Annotated in this window: 2 protein-coding genes; both read right to left on the bottom strand. The window is 27.4% G+C overall.

Features of this window, described 5'->3' with window-relative positions:
• On the bottom strand, positions 1 to 611 hold a 611-nt coding region (locus RI01_RS01965), incomplete at its 3' end, for a hypothetical protein (protein ID WP_017192988.1).
• A gap of 110 nt (positions 612 to 721) precedes the next feature.
• On the bottom strand, positions 722 to 2,117 hold a 1,396-nt coding region (locus RI01_RS03650), incomplete at its 5' end, for a hypothetical protein (RefSeq protein WP_017192987.1).

Raw genomic sequence — 2,117 nt, 5'->3', positions numbered from 1 at the left:
ATTTCTTCTTGAATTTTAGTTAATTCATTATTTTTATAAATTGGTTTTCCTTGAGTTTGTAATTGTGTTTTTTTTGTTTGTGCTTCTAATTTTAATTTATCTATTTCTTTGTTTTTAACTTCTAATTGTTGTTCTAATTGTTCTTTTTGAGATTTTAATGATGGGTATTGAGATTTTATTGAGTTAATTTGATTGTGGTGTTCGTTGATTATATTTGGATATTCATTAATTACATCTTGTTCTTTTTTTAACAAATTTAACGACAATTTCCAACTGTTTTTTATTTCTTCAATTTCATTTTTTTCTTGTTCAGAAAGATCATTAAGTAATAAAGTTTGATTTTTGTTTTCCGACAATACATAAGATTTGATTTGGTCAAAACGAGCTTCAGTAATGGTGAATTTAGGTTTTTCAGTTGTTCGTTTAGGTCTAGAAGAACTCAATTTTGAATCATCATTTTTTATTTCTTCTTGTTCTTCTTCTTGTTGTTCTTCTTGTTTTAAAGAATTATTGGTATTGGTCTTGTAATAAATACCAATACCAACAATAACTGCGATAATAATGATTATAATTGCTAAATGTTTTTGAAAAAAATTATTATTATTATTCATTAAATTGAATTGCCCTTCTGATAATAGTGATTATTATCAAATATTTAAATTTGAATATAACACTATTATACAATTTTATGAATTAATTTGTTTAAAAAAAGTTTTATTTATTAGGGTTTCTTAAGTGTTTCAAGAAATTTAGTTTGTAATTTTTCTTTGTAGCGTTTTTGAGCGCGAGCATAATTTGGAGATTTTTCTTTTAATTCTTCTTTTGCGGCTTCGATTTCTACGTTTTTGTCTTCTAGTTTTTGATTTAAAACACTGTGGGTTTTGTATAATTCATTAGTATTTAAAACTTCGTTTCTTTTTCTTATTAATTCGTTAGTAATTTTTTCATATTCTTCAATTATAGATTCTTCTTCGTTTTCGATTTTTGTAACTACTTTTCTTGATTGGCCGATTTCCTCTTTAATTTTATCGGATTGCAATTTATTTTGATATTCTTCTATTTTCTTTTCGTAGTCTTTGTAGTCAGCGTCTAGTTTGGCTAAGTCGCGGTCGATACGAGAACAAATAGAATCATAAGTTTCTTTTGACATCATTTTAGGGGTTTCATCTTCGTTAAAAAATAATTCTTTACCTAAATTAACTACTCGATGAGTTTCGTGAATTGCTATTCCTACTTTGGCAATGGCGCCAGCTGTTTTTTTAGTTAAACCACTACCAACTGCTTTTAAGAAACCACGTCCTCCAAAAGCATCCATATAAAGTTCTGCACCTTGAAAAAGCGCATTACGGAGGTTACCAAAACTAAATTCATGTTTTTTATCCCAGTCATCTAAAGCAGTTTTAGATGCATGTGCAGCTTTAAGTAAAATGTTTAATTGTTCTCTTTCTGCGCCGATAGTTGTTTTTTTGGCAATAATTTCATCGATGTTTTTTTGGATTTCGTTACGACGTTCTTCTACGAATTTAATTTGTTTGAATAATGCTTTATCTCCATCTTTTAAATCTTTATATCGTTCTTCTAAAGTTTTTTTGTAATCTTCAGCTCTTGTTAAAATATTTTCATACATTTTTTGGTCAGCTTCTAAATTTCCGATTTCAACTCTAATTTTTCCAATTTTGCCAACTATTTCAATTATTTCGGTTTGTAATTTTTCGATTTCGGCTTTTAGTCTAATTTTAGCATCTGGCGAAGCTAGTTTTTCTTCTTCTTGTTTTTTGGCGATTTCTTTTTCTTTATCGCTTAATTCTTGTTCTTTTTGTTTTAGTTGTTCTTTTAATTCAGAAATATTTTTTTCATTTTCTTGTTTTTGAGTTTTGATATCGGTTATTTTTTGTTCGATTTGTTCTAAAAGTTTTTTGATTTTTTCTTTTTGTTCTTGGTTAAGTTCTTGTTTTTCGTATAACGTTTTTAATTCTTTTTCACATTTCTTTAATTCACCTTCCCAATCGGATTTGAGTCCTTTGTAATCATTAATGGTTTGGTCGTATTTGTCAATAGCTTTATCGATTTCATTGATTAATTGCCCGACATATTTAGAGGATGGTTCTTTTGGTTTA

The sequence above is a fragment of the Italian clover phyllody phytoplasma str. MA1 genome (assembly GCF_000300695.1).
Classification (GTDB): Bacteria; Bacillota_I; Bacilli_A; order Acholeplasmatales; family Acholeplasmataceae; genus Phytoplasma.
The sequence above is the reverse complement of the archived record's forward strand: the minus strand, read 5'-3'. Positions and strand labels throughout refer to the sequence as shown.